The organism is Marinobacter sp. E2 (genome assembly GCF_055755345.1).
Window position 1 is genome coordinate 3,507,460 of sequence record NZ_CM146911.1, and the last position, 15,777, is coordinate 3,523,236.

Consider the following 15,777-nt stretch of genomic DNA (forward strand, 5'->3'; position numbering starts at 1 on the left):
CACTGGCTATAATCCCCGCACCGACTCCATTTGCCGACTACCAGACAGGACCCGTGCCATGTTGCCCGATGCTGTGCCAGAACCTCTCCAACGCCGGCTGGCCGACTATGCCAGCCTGCTGCGGATTGACCGACCGATCGGAACTCTGCTGCTGCTCTGGCCCACTTACTGGGCGCTCTGGCTGGCCAGTGACGGCAGCCCTGGCCTGGGAAACCTGCTGGTATTCACCCTCGGGGTGTTCTTCATGCGGGCCGCCGGCTGCGCCATCAACGATTTTGCCGACCGGGACTGGGACCGGCACGTCAAACGCACCAAGGACCGCCCACTGACGGCCGGCCGGGTCAAGCCCTGGGAAGCGGTGGCGCTGTTCGCCGGCCTCTGCCTGGTGTCGTTTCTGATGGTGGTGCTGTTCACCAACCGGCTCACGCTGTACCTCTCCTTCGGTGGCGCCCTGCTGGCGTTCATCTACCCGTTCATGAAGCGCTACACCCACCTGCCCCAGCTGTTCCTCGGGGCTGCCTTCTCCTGGGCCATTCCCATGGCCTGGGCTGCCGAAGCCGGGGAACTGAGCCAACTGACCTGGCTGCTGTTCACTGCCAACGTGCTGTGGACGGTGGCCTACGACACCCTGTACGCCATGGTTGATCGCGACGACGACCTGAAGGTGGGCATCAAGTCCACCGCAATCCTGTTCGGCGACGCCGACCGGGTCATCATCGGCGTTCTACAGGCCATGGTCGTTGTGATCCTGGTGATGGTGGGCCAGCAGGCCGAGCTCGGCAGTTTCTATTACCTGGGCGTGGTTGGCATGGCCAGCCTGTTTGTCTACCACCAGTATCTGGCCCGGGAACGCGAGCGTGAGGGCTGCTTCAAGGCGTTTCTCAATAACAACTGGGCCGGTTTCGCGGTTTTCGTGGGGCTGGTTATTGATCTGATGCCGGGCTGAACCTGTCATATACTTGTAACACTTGAGCGCTGTAATGGGGCAGCAACAAACCAAGGTCTGACACAGGTTAACGCCCATGAACGGAAAAACCGTCCTGATCGTCGATGACGAGGCGCCGATCCGCGAGATGATCGCTGTGGCCCTCGAAATGGCGGATTATGACTATCTGGAGGCAGCGGATGCCCGGGAAGCCCATGCCCTGATTGTCGACAAGAACCCCGATCTGGTGCTTCTGGACTGGATGCTCCCCGGCACCAGCGGCGTGGAACTGGCCCGACGCCTGAAAAAAGAGGAAGCCACTGCCGATATCCCCATCATCATGCTCACCGCCAAGGTGGAGGAAGACAACAAGATCCAGGGCCTGGAGGTGGGCGCCGATGACTACATCACCAAGCCGTTCAGCCCCCGGGAACTGGTGGCCCGACTGAAAGCGGTCCTGCGCCGGGCCACTCCGCCGGGGGTCGACACCCCGATCGAGGTGGAGGGCCTGACCCTGGATCCGGTTGGCCATCGGGTTACGACGCGTGACGGCGCGCTTACCATGGGGCCAACGGAATACCGGCTGCTGCAATTCTTCATGACACACCAGGAACGGGTATATACTCGGTCCCAATTGCTGGACCAGGTCTGGGGCGGCAACGTCTATGTAGAGGAACGCACCGTGGACGTCCATATCCGACGGCTGCGCAAGGCCCTGGGCGACGAATACGACCACCTGATCCAGACCGTTCGGGGAACCGGCTACCGGTTCTCGACCAAAGCCGCGTAAGCAACTCCGGCCAGCTAGGCAGCGATCAGCCCCGGAATCGACACAAGGCAGTAGTGGATGCAGCACAACTGGTCACGGTACCTGCGCCTTATCATCGGTGGCCTGCTCGGCTCTTTGCTGGTAGGGCTTTTCTTCGGTGAGCCTCTCTATGGTCTCACCTTCGGGCTGATCGTCTACCTGTGGTGGACCCTGCGTCAGGCCCGGCGCCTTTATCAGTGGCTGGGCAACCCCAGCGCCACCGATGAAGCTCCCCAGAGTGTCGGCCTGTGGGGCGATATCTTCGACAACCTCCACAAGCTGCACCAGAACCACCTGCGCACCCAGGATCGCCTGCGGGCCCAGATCAACAGGGTCCAGGAGTCCACCAACGCCATGCGCGATGGCGTGATCATGACCGACTCCCGGGGCGCCATGGAGTGGTGGAACGGCTCCGCGGAATACCTGCTGGGCTTCCGACGCAGGACTGACCGCGGTCAGTACATACACAACCTGATCCGCACGCCGGCATTCAAGACCTACTTCGACTCCCGGGACTACCGGGAGCCACTGGAGATCCACTCCCCGGCCAAGCTCCATATCCATCTGCAGATCCAGATCAGCCTGTTCGGCGATGACGACCGCCTGATCGTGGCCAAGGACGTAACCCGCCTCTACCAGCTGGAACAGATGCGACGGGATTTCGTGGGCAATGTCTCCCACGAGATGCGAACGCCGCTGACAGTAATCAGCGGCTATCTGGAAACCCTGGTGGACAGTGCCGACGAGCTTCCGCCCAAGTGGCGGCGGGCCATTCATACCATGGCTGCGCAATCGTCACGGATGGAGGCCCTGATCACTGACCTCATCCTGCTCTCGAGAATTGAAACCGGTGAACAGACGGTGAACGACACGCTCACCGATGTCGAGCAGCTACTGGCCCAGATTGGCCACGATGCCCGGGCCCTGAGTGGCGACAGGAAACATGATATTTCCGTGGATATTGGCGACAGGCGTCTGCTCAAGGGAGACGAGAGCCAGCTGCGCAGCGCTTTCTCCAACCTGATCTTCAACGCGGTGAAATACACGCCGGCGGGAGGCCGGATCACCGTGCGCTGGAGTACCGACCGCGACGGTGCCCATCTGTCGGTGAAGGACACCGGCATCGGCATAGATCCGGTGCACATTCCCCGGCTGACCGAGCGTTTCTACCGGGCCGACCCCAGCCGGCACAAGGACACCGGCGGCACCGGCCTGGGCCTGGCGATCGTCAAGCACGTGCTGCTCAACCACGATGGCAATCTGGAAATCCGCAGCCGAATCGGCGAGGGCAGCGAGTTTATCTGTCACTTCCCACGGGAACGGCTGGTGGAACGGTTACCAGAGCACGCTGACCATTAACGTCCGGACCGGAAACGGGCGATGAACCGGGACAGATCCTCCAGTTTCTTCGGATCCTCGTCCACAAAGCGGATGGTGACACTGACAAAATCCGTATCCTGGCGCTTGTCCACTGCCTGGAGCTGATGCACGTAGCCGTTAAGCCGTGCCATCTGGTTTTCCCCGATCTCGATGTCCACCACTGCCTGATCCAGGATTCCGGGAAACATCTGGTCCCGTTTGGCGATCACCCGTACCTCGGTCAGATTGATGTCCTTGACCACGGACTTGAGGGTGCTCTCGGCAAACCGCACCGAGGCAAGACTCATGCTGCCCCGGGGGGCGGCCGCGCGGTTGCCACCGGCCGATGGCGATGAGGGCGCTTTTGGCGAATCGGCCCGCTCCGGCGCTTCCGCTGCCGCCTCCGGCTTGCGTGTCAGCAGCGAGGCTGACTCCATGAAGGCGTCCGCCGGGCTGGCCATGGACTTGCCACTACGGTCCATGGCGTCTTTCAGGCTGCGCCCCATAACCTTGATGATCTTCTTGCTCAGGCCGTCCGGGCTGAATGGCTTGCCGAGGTATTCCGAAACGCCTTCCTTGACGGCCTCAATCACATGATCCTTGTCGCCCCGACTGGTGATCATGATGAACGGCACCTTTTGATACTGGGGCTGCTGGCGCATCCACTGGAGCAGTTCGAGACCGGACATTTCCGGCATTTCCCAGTCACACAGCACCAGATCAAAGGCGGTGCGCGACATCAGCGACTGGGCCCGGCGCCCGTTCTGGGCATCGGTGGTTTCAATCACCGGGAAGCGCTGACGCACCGTTCGCTTGACCAGATCCCGCACGAAGCTGGCATCGTCAACCACCAGCGCTTTCAGCATTGCCATAAATCCGACCTTCCACTCAGCCTTCCGAGATTCAAGGACAACTATAGAACAAAGCCGGTTCCCGGAAACCTCCCGGCTACAAAAAGACCACAAAGCCGCTTCCGGGAACCGCAGCGTTAAAGAATTGTCACTCCCACTGGCCCGAAGCGGTGTTTCCCCCGGGGAAAAACGCGCTACCATGGAGCCTGGAGTTTTGACTACACCACTGCCCTGATCGAGGTACTGTGTGCTGACCACACCTGCAAGGATTCTGCGCATCCGTGGCGCTTATCGCGGCCTTCTGATTTCCGGTTTTCTGTCCCTGCTGTCCATGCCAGCCCTGGCCCGGGAAAACCCGTCACCGGCGCCCGACGGCTTTGCCGAATGCAAAGCGCGGCTTGAAGAACAGGCGGTTGCCGCCGGTGTCAGCCGTGAAACCGCCAGCACCGTCATGGCAAGCGCCGAACACCTCGAGCGGGTGATCGAGCTGGACCGTCGACAGCCGGAGTTCACCACCACCTTTGCCGACTACCTGAACCGGCGGGTGAACGAGGCCCGCGTTACCAGGGGGCGGGAGCTACTGCAGGAACACCAGGAGCTGCTGGACCGGGTGACCCGGGAAACGGGGGTGCCAGCGCCCTACCTGGTGTCGTTCTGGGGGCTGGAAACCAACTTCGGCAGCTATTTTGGCAAAATGCCGGTGCCCAGCTCGCTGACCACCCTCGCCTGCGACCCACGACGCAGCAATTTCTTCACCCAGCAACTGATTGCGGCGCTGCGCATTATCGACGAGGGCGCCATACCTGCGGACAAGATGGAAGGTTCCTGGGCCGGCGCCATGGGCCACGTGCAGTTCATGCCCACGGTGTTCCTGCAGCACGCAGTAGACGCCGATGGCGATGGTCGACGGGACCTGTGGAACAGCCTGCCCGACGCCATGATGTCTGCGGGTCGTTTTCTCGAATCCATGAACTGGGACGGCGATTACCGCTGGGGCCGAGAGGTGCTGCTGCCGAAGAACTTCAACTACGCCCTGGCGGACGGTCGTCGCCTGCCGCTGGCGCAGTGGCGGGAAATGGGCATCACCGACGCCTTTGGCCGCGCGCTGCCGCAGGAGCCCATTGAGGCTTCCCTGGTGGTGCCGGCGGGCCACGAAGGTCCGGCGTTCCTGGCCTACCATAACTTCCGGGTGATCATGGGCTGGAACCGCTCGGAGTTCTATGCCATCGCCGTCGGGCACCTGGCCGACCGCATCGCCGGCGCCGGCAAGCTCCAGAACCCGCCCCCGGAGGATGCGCCGGCACTATCCCGTAACAACATTCTCCAGCTCCAGGAGGCATTGCAGAAACGAGGCTTCGACGCTGGCGAACCGGACGGCATTATGGGGCCGGCTACCCGGGCTGCCATCCGCCAGTTCCAGTCCGCCAACGGGCTGGTTGCGGACGGCTATCCAGGCGAAACCGTGCTCGCTGAACTGGGCGTGAATGCCGGCCAGTGATCCGATCCCGCAAGGGCAACCTATGACTCCAGGCGACTTGGTGTAAGGCGGGAACCAACTACTATGGATTCAGTTACCCAGGCAGCCCTCGGCGCCTCCCTGGCCGGTGCGGTTGCCGGCAAGACCCTGGGCCGGTCAGTGCTGCTGACCGGTGCGGTACTGGGCACCCTGCCCGATCTGGACGTGGTCATCGACTACGGCAACGCCGTGGCCAACTTTACCCAGCATCGGGGCTTCAGCCACTCGCTGTTCATACTGGCACCCCTGGCCGTACTGCTGGCCTGGCTGCTCTGGCGCTGGAAACCGCAGCTGAGCTTCAATCGCTGGCTGGCGCTGACCGGCCTGATCCTGATCACCCATCCTCTGCTGGATTCGCTGACCACCTATGGCACCCAGCTGTTCTGGCCGTTCGGCCGGCCCATCGCGGTCAGCAGCATCTTCATTATTGATCCGCTGTACACGCTGCCGCTGCTGGCAGGGTGTATCGCCTTCCTGGCACGGCCACCGGCAAAAACCGCACTGTTCACAGGCCTGGCCCTGTCGACCCTGTACCTGGGCTGGAGCCTGGCGGCACAACAGATCATCAGCCAGCGGGTACAGCCGGCCCTGGCCGAAGCCGGCATGAAGGCGCCTGCCCTGCTGGTTCAACCGATGCCGTTTACCACGCTGCTGTGGCGCGCCACCGCGATTGAAGGCGACCAGCGCATAGAAATCGTTACCGGATTCCTGGACGGCAATGGCCCTCTGAACCTCGAGCGGTTCCCGCGCCGGCTGGAGCTGGCGGAATCGGTGGCGCACCTGCCCCAGGCCCAGCGCCTGGAATGGTTCACCCGGGGGTTTCTTGCTTATCATCAGTCGGACAAACAGATCCTGGCCACCGATATCCGGCTGGGCCTGCCCGGGGCGCATCCATTTACCTTTGTCCTGGCCAGGGAGAAGCAGGGCCAGATAGAACCGGTGGCAAGCACCCGCATGCCCAGACCACCGATGAACACCGATGCGCTGGCCCTGCTGTGGGCACGAACCACGGGCGAGACGCCCGTGCTCTGCCTGGCAAGCCTGAGCGCGCCGGCGCCCGGGACACACTGTTAATGGCCATGCGACTGGATCAGTTCGTCGCCCAAAGCGCCGGACTCTCACGCAAGGACGCCAAGCGGGCAATCGGTCAGGGACGGGTGACAGTGGACGGCAAAAGCGGTGTCTCGGCCAACCAGAAACTGTCCCCGCAGGCCCGGATCGCCCTCGAGGGCCGGGCGTTGCAACTACCCGGTGAGCGCTACCTGATGATGTACAAGCCCGCCGGCGTGGTCAGCGCCACCACCGACAGTGACCACCCTACGGCCCTGGATCTGCTGCCATCGGATCTGGCGCGCGATCTGCACATAGCCGGACGCCTGGATGCCGATACGACCGGGTTGCTGTTGCTGACCACTGATGGTCAGTGGTCCCACAGGGTGACGTCTCCTCGTACGGAGTGTCCAAAAATCTATCAGGTCACGCTGGATGCACCGCTTACCGACGAGGCGGTTCGGCAACTGGAGGCAGGTGTCCACCTGAGGGACGATCCGAAACCAACCCGGCCGGCCCGGGTTCGGGTGACTGGGGATACGATGATCGAGCTGACCATTTCCGAGGGTCGATACCATCAGGTCAAACGCATGATCGCTGCCGTGGGCCATCATGTGGAGGCCTTGCACCGGATGCAGATTGGTCCGGTACGGCTGGATCCGGCGCTCAAGCCCGGCGATTACCGGCCACTGACCGACAGGGAGAAGGCGAGCCTGGGCTGAGCTCAGGTACGTTCGAAACGCTGGGCCTGGAGGTTCTTGCGCACCGAACCGGCTTCGAATACCTCGCCGTTCATCGCAATGTAGACGCCCGCGGGCAGCAGCTGTACCGCAGCCCAGGCAAAACCGATGTTGAACACCGCATCGGTTCGCCGCATCCGGGCCGGCTGCATGGCGCCCGTCAATACGATGGTTTTATCCTTGAGGGACGACAGGACCGCCGCAGTATCGGCCATGGTATCGGTGCCGTGGGTAATCACGACCCGATCACAATCACACGACTGCACCGCCTCAAGCACCTGCCCACGGTCAGCATCGTCCATCTCCAGGCTGTCCTTGCGCAGCAGTTCGTTCAGCCGGTAGCCCTCGTGAATGTTGGACTCGGAGAGCAATTCAGGCAGCAGGCTGTGGCCCACCTCGAACTGGCTGTTGGCGTCAAAATACACCTTGTCGATGGTGCCGCCGGTGGTAAAGATCTGGATCATGGCTGGGTTCCTCTGCGCTCAGTTCACGCTGGCTGACTGCTGGCCGGAATCGGCGTAGGCCGCGTTCTTTTTCTGTTCATAGCGGCGGGCAGCAGCGGCTACCGAGCCCGGCGCACCGGTATCCAGCCAGCGTTTGATGCGGCCGGCATCGCCCATGGGCGAACGGGTGCCCAGGGAATCCAGCAACACGGTAACCACGTCCTTGCCGTCCATGCGGGAAACCATCACCAGGCATCGCCCCGCCTCGGACAGGTAGCCGGTCTTGCTCAGGGCGACACCCCAGCTGTCCCGGTGCACCAGGGCGTTGGTGTTACCAAAGGACAGGCTGTAACGGGGATTGCGGAACTGGCCCCGGAAATAGCCGGTGGTGGAGTATTCCCGGATCTCGGGATGGCTGGCCGCAGCATTCACCAGCCGCACCAGATCGGCGGCAGTGGATACGTTGTCGGCCGAAAGGCCGGTGGGATCCACAAACCGGGTACCGGTCATACCCAGATCTGCCGCCTTGCTATTCATTGCCTCGATGAAGGCATCGAAACCACCGGGATGGCTGCGGGCCAGGGTGTAGGCGGCGAAGTTCTCCGACGACATCAGGGCAATACGCAGCACATCCGCCCTGCGCATCTGCGAATCAATGCGGATCCGGCTGTAGGCGTTGGCAGCGGCGGGGGTGTGGCGCTCGTGAAAGGTCAGCCAGGCATCCAGGGGCTCCCCGGATTCGAGCACCACCAGGGCGGTCATCAACTTGGTGATGGAAGCAATGGGCACCGAGCGATGGGCGTTCTTGCCGTACATCAGCTCTTCCTGCCCGACCACGGCAACCGCGGCGTTCACCGATGCCAGATTGGGACCTGTGGCCTCGCTGGTGGTTGCAGCAGCTGAGGACGAGCTCTGTTGGTGGGCCTGAGTCCCCCAGGGCAGCAGCCCCAGCAGGCACACCCACAACACCACCCAACTCCGGTTCTGCATCATCAAACGCCCCAGCATCTTCTTGTTGACTTGTTGGTGCAGGCAGCAAGCGCTGCCCATTCATGCGGCATTGTAACAGCGTTTTCCAGGCCGGCGACCTTCATGGCAGATCGGTAATGGCGCCCTTCGAGGCTGAACTGACGGTACGGGCATACTTCGCCAGCACACCCCGGGTAAACCTCGGAGCGGGGGCCTGCCAGGCCTTCCGGCGGCGTTCCATTTCTTGCTCGGAAATGTCCAGTTCGATACGGTTATTGACCGCGTCGATGGTGATGGTGTCACCATTCTCGACCAGGGCGATCGGCCCGCCTTCGGCGGCTTCGGGCGTCACATGGCCCACGACGAAGCCGTGGCTGCCCCCGGAGAAACGGCCATCGGTGATCAGCGCCACGTCACTGCCGAGCCCCTTGCCCATGATAGCCGAGGTGGGGCTGAGCATTTCACGCATGCCCGGACCGCCTTTCGGGCCCTCGTAGCGGATCACCAGCACATCTCCGGCCACCACGGTGCCATCGAGGATCCGTTCCTGGGCTTCCTCCTCGGAATGAAACACCCGGGCGCGGCCCGTGAAATGGGTGCCTTCCTTGCCGGTGATCTTGGCCACGGCGCCCGTGGGCGCAAGATTGCCGAACAGAATGCGCAGGTGACTGTCGGCCTTGATGGGGTTATCGAAGGCATGAATGATGTCCTGCCCTTCCGGGTAGGGCGCCACGTCCGCCAGATTCTCCGCCAGGGTCTGGCCGGTAACGGTCAGGCAGTCACCGTGCAGCAGACCACGGTCCAGCAGCATTTTCATCAGCGGCTGGATGCCGCCAATGGCGACCAGCTCGGACATCATGTAATGGCCACTGGGTCGCAGGTCGGCCAGCACCGGTACCCGCTTGCCAATCTCGACAAAGTCTTCCAGCTCAAGCTCCACGCCCACGGTACTGGCCATGGCCAGGAGGTGCAGCACGGCGTTGGTGGAGCCACCCAGGGCAATCACCACGGTAATGGCATTCTCGAACGCCTTGCGGGTCATGATGTCGCTGGGCTTGATGTCCTTCTCCAGCAGATTAAGCACCGCTGCCCCGGCACCCCGACAGTCCGCAGCCTTGGTGTCGGAAACGGCATTCTGGGCCGAGCTGCCCGGCAGGCTCATGCCCATGGCTTCAATGGCGGAGGCCATGGTGTTGGCCGTGTACATACCGCCACAGGAGCCGGGCCCCGGAATGGCGGTCTCCTCGATCTGTTTCACCTCGATCAGATCCAGATCGCCCCGGGCGTGGGCGCCCACCGCTTCAAACACCGAAATAATGTCGGTGTGGTTTTCGCCGGGCTGGATGGTGCCGCCATAGACAAACACCGACGGTCGGTTCAGGCGTGCCAGTCCCATCATGCACCCGGGCATGTTCTTGTCGCAGCCGCCAATGGCCACCAACCCGTCAAAACCCTCGCAACCGGCAACCGTCTCGATGGAATCAGCGATCACCTCCCTGGACACCAGCGAGTACTTCATCCCCTCGGTGCCATTGGCGATGCCATCGGATATGGTAATGGTGTTGAAGATCAGCGATTTGCCCCCGGCCTCGTCGGCACCGGCAGCGGATTCCTCCGCCAGCTGGTTGATGTGCATGTTGCAGGGGGTAAGGTTGCTCCACGTTGACGCAATACCGACCTGCGGCTTCCTGAAATCCTCGTCAGTGAACCCGACCGCCCGGAGCATGGCCCGACTGGCCGATTTGCCGATGCCGTCCACCACCGGTGCGGAGTATTTGCGGCGCTTGTCCTGGTTCTGGTCCTGCGTCACGGGGCTCTCTCCTCTGTCAGCGTGTTATCGCTTTAGCCTCTCAGAAACCGGCACCCTCAGCAACGGGCATTGACGCCTCTCGCCACGGGCCTGCACAGTTTTATGTCCATATGACCTGCATCAATGGCGCTGCGTCGGGGCCGTCCTAGAATTCATTCATACACTGACGCCACGGAGGCACTCATGTCCTCACCCACCGAATCGGCACCGGAAGATCCCCGGGCGCCGGAATGCTCGGAGTACCGGCACTGGAGTGACGGCTATGGCGTCATCCAGCACAGCGATGCCACCCGGCATCAGGTGCGTCTCCTCGCCGAGCGACTGGTGGCGGCCGGCCACCAGCCAGACACCGCCACCGTTTTTGCCCGGCTCGCCGACCTGGACCGCCTGACCAGTGCCGGCCTGTGGCTGGTAGTGCACATGACTTACGCCCGACGCGTGGACATGTCCGGACAACCGCTAACACCCCAGGACTTCAAGACCAACCCGGAAGGCCATACCGGCGGCGCCCTGAACATGGTGCCGGCCTACGCCGCTTACCTGTCGCTGAACAATCTGACCGGCCGCACCCGCAGCTGGCTGATGGGGCAGGGCCACTGCGTCGCCGCTGTCGAGGCACTGAACGTACTGACCGGCAACCTGCACCCGGAACAGGCGGACCGGTATCGGGGGCCGGAGGGGCTGTCAGCGCTTGTGGCCGATTTCTACAGTTACCGGCAGAGGCCCGACGGCACCATGGATGCGCCCCTGGGCAGCCACGTGAATGCCCACACCGCCGGCGGCATCCTGGAGGGCGGCTATCTCGGCTTTGCCGAACTGCAGTATGCACACATGCCCCTGCCCGGTGAGTCTCTGGTGGCGTTCCTCTCGGACGGCGCCGCCGAAGAGCAGCGGGGCAGCGACTGGGTGCCACGCTGGTGGCGGGCCGAGGACTGCGGCGCGGTGCTGCCGGTCATGATTGCCAATGGCCGCCGGATCGAGCAGCGTACCGAACTTGGCACCCGCGAGGGCCTGGAAGGATTCGAAACCCACCTGTCCCATCGGGGGTTTTTGCCGTGCCGGTTCGACGGTAGGGATCCGGCGGCCTTTGTCTGCGCCCTGTTCGAAATGGAGCAGGCCCTGGCCGCCAACGGCGACTCGGCACTCAAGGGCGAGAGCAGGTATCCGGTGCGGGTTCCCTTCGGTATTGCCGAAACGGTCAAGGGCTTCGGCTTCTACGGGGCCGGCAGCAACCCGGCCCATAACCTGCCCCTGCCGGGCAACCCGCGGATGGATGCAAGGGCCCGGGAGCTGTTCAACCAGCACGCAGGCCAGCTGTGGGTACCGCCAGACCAACTGCACCGGTGCGTGGCCGCGCTGAATCAGCACCAGGCCCAGGACCGTCCACTCGAGCGGGATCATGCCCTGGCCATCCGCAACCCGCCGGAGCCGGTTCTGCCCCGGCTTCGAGCCACCGCCGACCTCAGATCGCCCATGCAGGCGGTTGATGACTTTTTCCGGGCCCTGGTGGCGGCCAACCCGGCCTTGCGGGCGCGGGTTGGCAATCCGGACGAGCTGGCGAGCAACCGGCTCGGAGGTGTGCTGACCGCCCTGAAGCATCGGGTCAACGATCCCGAGAGCGATCAGGAATCGGTGCATGGCAAGATCATCACCGCCCTGAACGAGGAAGCGGTGGTCTCCGCATGCCTGGCCAACAAGGCCGGCCTCAACCTGGTGGCCAGCTATGAGGCTTTCTGTGTGAAGATGCTCGGCGCCATCCGCCAGGAACTGATTTTTGCCCGTCACCAGAAGGAAGCCGGTCGACCGGCGCGCTGGCTGGGCTTTCCAGTGGTGGCCACCTCCCACGCCTGGGAGAACGGCAAGAACGAACAATCCCATCAGGACACAACCTTCTGCGAGAGCCTGCTGGGGGAAATGAGCGACGTCTCCCGCGTACTCTTCCCGGCCGACTACAACAGCACCCTCGCGGTACTGCCCTCGGTGTTTACAGAGCGGGGCCGGATAAGCTGCATGGTGATCCCGAAACGGGACCGGCCCTGCGTGTTCAACCGCGAGGAGGCCGATCTGCTGGCCCGGCATGGCGCTCTGGTGGTAGACGAGGACACCGGCGACGGCGAGCCGCTGCTACTGATCGCCAACGGTGCCTATCAGCTATCCGAAGCAATACAGGCCTGCAACCGCCTGCGCGAAAAAGGCACACCCTTCAGGCTGGTATACATTCAGGAGCCGGCTCGCTTCCGGCAACCCCGGGATGCCATGGAGGCCGGCGTGTGTCTGGCGGAATTCGAACGGGAGCGGCTGCTGCCAGGCCGGATACACCGGCGGGTGGCCCTCACCCACATGCGCCCGGAGGTGTTCCGGGGCCATCTGCACGGGCTGTTTCCGAAACCGTCGAGATCGCGGGTGCTCGGCTACGTCAATCGCGGTGGCACACTGAACGAGGCTGGCATGCTGTTCGCCAACCGATGCTCCTGGGCCCACGCCCTGGCAGCCTGTGCCGAGGTCATGGACCGTCCGCCCGGCGAGTGGCTGTCCACCGCTGAACTGGCGGCGGTGGAAGGCCGGGGCGACCCTTCGGTGATCACCCGCGGAGGGGGCTGAACAGGCGCCTGCGCAAGGCCGTCTCAGCCTCCAGAACAAGCAACAGCAGCACGCCGGTAGCGCCAGCAAACCCGAGCATGCCGAGACTCAGCGGAACCGTGTCGAAGGTCTGGTTGAACCATGGCAGGTAAGTGAACATCAGCTGCAGAACGAGGACGGCGCCGACCGCCAACAGCACCACAGGCGTGCCCAGCACACCGCGCAGGGTCAGGGAGGCGCTGTCCAGATAGCGCACCGCAAACAGGTAGAACACTTCCATCGCAACCAGTGTGTTGACCGCCAGCGTCCTGGCGGTCTGGTCATTTCCATAATGATGGATGGCCCAGTACCAGGCCGCGAATATGCCCGCCAGGAAGAGCAGGGATACCAGGGCCACCCGCCAGAGCACAAAGCCCCGCATGAGTGATTCGTTCCTGGCCCGCGGCGGACGTTGCATAACATCAGGCTCGGTGGGCTCAAAAGCCAGGGTCATCGCCAACACCACCGAGCTGACCATATTCACCCAGAGAATCTGCAGGGCCGAAATCGGTAATGTCAGCCCCAACAACAAGGCGGTAATCAGGCTGATCGATTCCCCGCCGTTGATCGGCAGCATGAAGGCAATGCCTTTCTTGAGGTTGGCGTAGACGGTTCTGCCCTCCCGCACCGCGGCGGCAATGCTGGCGAAGTTGTCATCCAGAAGCACCACCGAGGCCGCCTCCCGGGCGGCTTCTGAACCTTTCACGCCCATGGCAATGCCCACTTCGGCCCGTTTCAGGGCGGGCGCATCGTTTACGCCGTCTCCGGTCATGGCAACCACAGCGCCCCTGGTCTGGAGCGCCTCAACCAGCCGGAGCTTGTGCTCGGGACTGGTACGGGCAAACACATCCACCTCAGCCACCCGTTCCCGGAGTTGACTGGCATCCAGACGATCCAGGTCGCTGCCGGTCAGCACTTCACGGGTATTCGCCAGGCCCAGCTTTCGGGCAATGGCACCGGCTGTGAGCGCATGATCACCGGTGATCATTTTCACCTCGATGCCCGCCGCCCGGCATTCGGCAATGGCCTGGATGGCCTCCTGCCGGGGCGGATCGAGCAGGCCCACCAGGCCCAGCAGTTCCGCCCCCTGCGCCAGATCCTCAACCGCCAGATCGGCCACACCACGGGCGACCGGTTTGCGGGCGAGAGCCAATACCCGGAAGCCTTCCGACGCCATGTCGGTGATCGCAGCGTGCCAGAACGGTTGGTCCAGCTCAGCCACGACACCCGAATCAATCACCTGCCCGGAGCACATCTCCAACACCCGCTCCGGCGCGCCCTTCAGATAGATCACGCTGTGCCCGTGATGGTCGTGGTTGAGGGTGGCCATGAAGCGGTTTTCGGTGTCGAAGGGAATCTCGTCGCGGCGGGGCCAGTCCCGGGCACTGTCGTCAACATCAAAACCCACCTTGCGGGCGAACACCAGCAGGGCGGCTTCCATGGGATCGCCGCTGACCCGGACACCAAACGAATCCTGGACAACCTGGGCATCGTTGCAGAGCGCTGCCGCCCGGGCCAGCTCGTCGAGGCCCGGCGACCGGGCCGGGGCGCCCCTGGCATCGGTAACGGCACCATCAAAGCCATAGCCTTCGCCGGTCACCTCCAGTGCCCCCCCCGACAACCACGGTACGAGTCACCATCATTTCGTTGCGGGTCAGAGTGCCGGTTTTGTCTGAGCAGATCACGGACACCGCGCCCAGGGTCTCGATGACCGGCATGCGTCGAACGACCGCGTTACGCCGGGCCATCTCGCGCACGCCAATGGCCAGGGTAATGGTGAGAATGGCCGGCAGGCCCTCGGGAATGGCCGCGACGGTCAGCCCCACCACCGCCATGAACAATTCCCGGAAAGGCAGACCGCTGAACAGAAGACCACCAAAGAATATGGCAATCCCGGCCAGGATCACGATCGCCGACAGCCGCCGTGCGAAACCATCCATCTGTTCAAGCAGCGGAGTTCTCAGGCTCAGGGTATGGGCAAGCAGCGCCGAGATGCGTCCGATCTCCGTGTCCTGCCCGGTGCGGACCACCACGCCCCTGCCAGTCCCGGTGGCCACCATGGTGCCGGAGAAAGCCATGTTGCTCTGGTCACCCAGCACGGCGTCGGAATTCACGACTACGGTTGTCTTGTCAGCGGCCTGGGACTCACCCGTCAGAATGGCTTCATTGATTTTCAGTTGGTGGGCTTTTTCGAGCCGAAGGTCCGCAGGCACCCGGTCGCCGGGCTCCAGCAAAACGGTATCCCCGGGCACAAGCGTTGCGGCATCCACCATGTGCTGGCCATCGGCCCTGAGCACACGGGCCTTGGGTGCCAGCATATGCCGTATGGCAGACAGTGCCTGCTCGGCCCGGCCTTCCTGGATGAAGCCCACGAACGTCTGGATGACCACCACCGCCAGAATCACGCTGGCATCCACCCAGTGGCCAAGGCTCGCGGTAATGACCGCCGCCGTTGCCAGCACGTAGATCAGAAAGTTTCTCAGTTGTTGCACCAGCCTCAACCAGGGCCCACGGACACGGGCCTCGGGCAAGGCATTGGCGCCATGACGGCGCAGCCGCTCGCCGGCTTCGGTGGCGGACAGTGGCGCCGGAGCCTGCAGCTGATTTCGCGCCTCATCCGCCGCCAGTGCATGCCAGGCCTGCTCCGACACTCGGGCCGTTGCGGAATCTGTGTCCGGTCTCGGCAT

The 15,777-nt window shown here is 63.3% G+C and carries 11 protein-coding genes and 1 pseudogene; 7 read left to right on the plus strand and 5 right to left on the minus strand.

Annotated elements, in window-relative coordinates; genetic code table 11:
* The first annotated feature begins 58 nt into the window (after positions 1-58).
* The 3 genes from ubiA to phoR all read left to right on the plus strand — a co-directional run bounded on the left by ubiA (position 59) and on the right by phoR (position 3,092).
* Positions 59-946 carry a 4-hydroxybenzoate octaprenyltransferase gene (gene ubiA / locus AC0J1C_RS16055; RefSeq protein WP_473044788.1) on the plus strand — a complete coding sequence of 296 codons (888 nt, stop codon included), beginning with the start codon at positions 59-61 and terminating at the stop codon, positions 944-946.
* 76 nt (positions 947-1,022) lie between these two features.
* Entirely contained in the window at positions 1,023-1,715 is a 693-nt protein-coding gene (gene phoB / locus AC0J1C_RS16060; protein WP_091988446.1) for a phosphate regulon transcriptional regulator PhoB, read from the plus strand.
* Between the two features lie 57 nt (positions 1,716-1,772).
* Entirely contained in the window at positions 1,773-3,092 is a 1,320-nt protein-coding gene (gene phoR, locus AC0J1C_RS16065; RefSeq protein ID WP_473044789.1) for a phosphate regulon sensor histidine kinase PhoR, read from the plus strand.
* Here phoR and AC0J1C_RS16070 read toward each other — a convergent pair.
* The gene (locus tag AC0J1C_RS16070; protein WP_473044790.1) at positions 3,089-3,964 is read right to left on the minus strand and encodes a response regulator; all 876 of its coding nucleotides are present in this window, start codon (positions 3,962-3,964) and stop codon (positions 3,089-3,091) included. The two genes, phoR and AC0J1C_RS16070, sit on opposite strands and share 4 nt — an antisense overlap.
* 226 nt (positions 3,965-4,190) lie before the next feature.
* On the opposite strand from AC0J1C_RS16070, the gene AC0J1C_RS16075 reads away from it, so the two are divergent.
* The 3 genes from AC0J1C_RS16075 to AC0J1C_RS16085 all read left to right on the plus strand — a co-directional run bounded on the left by AC0J1C_RS16075 (position 4,191) and on the right by AC0J1C_RS16085 (position 7,231).
* Entirely contained in the window at positions 4,191-5,441 is a 1,251-nt protein-coding gene (locus AC0J1C_RS16075) for a lytic murein transglycosylase (protein WP_473044791.1), read from the plus strand.
* 63 nt (positions 5,442-5,504) lie between these two features.
* Entirely contained in the window at positions 5,505-6,533 is a 1,029-nt protein-coding gene (locus tag AC0J1C_RS16080; protein ID WP_473044792.1) for a metal-dependent hydrolase, read from the plus strand.
* 5 nt (positions 6,534-6,538) lie between these two features.
* Positions 6,539-7,231 (plus strand): pseudouridine synthase, encoded by a 693-nt coding sequence (locus tag AC0J1C_RS16085; RefSeq protein ID WP_473046573.1) that lies wholly within the window; start codon positions 6,539-6,541, stop codon positions 7,229-7,231.
* A gap of 2 nt (positions 7,232-7,233) precedes the next feature.
* Here the strand turns inward: AC0J1C_RS16085 and AC0J1C_RS16090 are convergent, their stop codons facing one another.
* The 3 genes from AC0J1C_RS16090 to ilvD form a co-directional block, all read right to left on the minus strand.
* Positions 7,234-7,713: an asparaginase domain-containing protein gene (locus AC0J1C_RS16090; RefSeq protein WP_473044793.1), complete on the minus strand. Its 480-nt coding sequence runs from the start codon at positions 7,711-7,713 to the stop codon at positions 7,234-7,236.
* Between the two features lie 18 nt (positions 7,714-7,731).
* The gene (gene pbpG, locus AC0J1C_RS16095; protein ID WP_473044794.1) at positions 7,732-8,685 is read right to left on the minus strand and encodes a D-alanyl-D-alanine endopeptidase; all 954 of its coding nucleotides are present in this window, start codon (positions 8,683-8,685) and stop codon (positions 7,732-7,734) included.
* 97 nt (positions 8,686-8,782) lie between these two features.
* Positions 8,783-10,471, minus strand: a complete 1,689-nt coding sequence (gene ilvD / locus AC0J1C_RS16100) for a dihydroxy-acid dehydratase (RefSeq protein WP_375193306.1) — start codon at positions 10,469-10,471, stop codon at positions 8,783-8,785.
* 183 nt (positions 10,472-10,654) lie between these two features.
* Here ilvD and AC0J1C_RS16105 point away from each other — a divergent pair, with 183 nt between their 5' ends.
* Complete coding sequence (locus AC0J1C_RS16105) at positions 10,655-13,072, plus strand: phosphoketolase family protein (RefSeq protein WP_473044795.1); 2,418 nt, start codon at positions 10,655-10,657, stop codon at positions 13,070-13,072.
* On the opposite strand, the pseudogene AC0J1C_RS16110 reads toward AC0J1C_RS16105, so the two are convergent.
* Positions 13,053-15,777, minus strand: a pseudogene (locus AC0J1C_RS16110) (cation-translocating P-type ATPase). The gene AC0J1C_RS16105 and the pseudogene AC0J1C_RS16110 sit on opposite strands and share 20 nt — an antisense overlap.